Source organism: Pseudomonas sp. AC229 (genome assembly GCF_979254655.1).
Genome location: NZ_CEEDHK010000087.1, coordinates 1 through 244, shown reverse-complemented (window position 1 = coordinate 244; position 244 = coordinate 1). Strand labels below are relative to the sequence as shown.

At 52.9% G+C, this 244-nt stretch carries 1 protein-coding gene; it reads right to left on the bottom strand.

The genetic code is table 11. The annotated features are described in order from the left end of the window. Window positions 1-50 precede the first annotated feature (50 nt). On the bottom strand, window positions 51-244 hold a 194-nt coding region (locus tag AC0IW7_RS24965; RefSeq protein ID WP_471821541.1), incomplete at its 5' end, for a hypothetical protein.

Here is a 244-nt window from a genome sequence, read left to right as displayed (position 1 = left end):
TTGTGTGTGGCTTATGTTGGGCGTCGCGTTGCTCAACCAATCCATACGGCTTACTCGTCCTTGAGCTGAAGCCTTGACAGCAACCCAAGCAGCAACACGTTGACGATGATCAGCAAGCCGCTACTAAAGGCGCTCAGCAATTGCCAAACGGCGGTTGGCAGGTAAGTCAACATGTCGAGGCCGATCAGTGACACCAAACGGTCGGTGAACCAGATGGCGTTCACAGCAATGATCAGGATCAGAA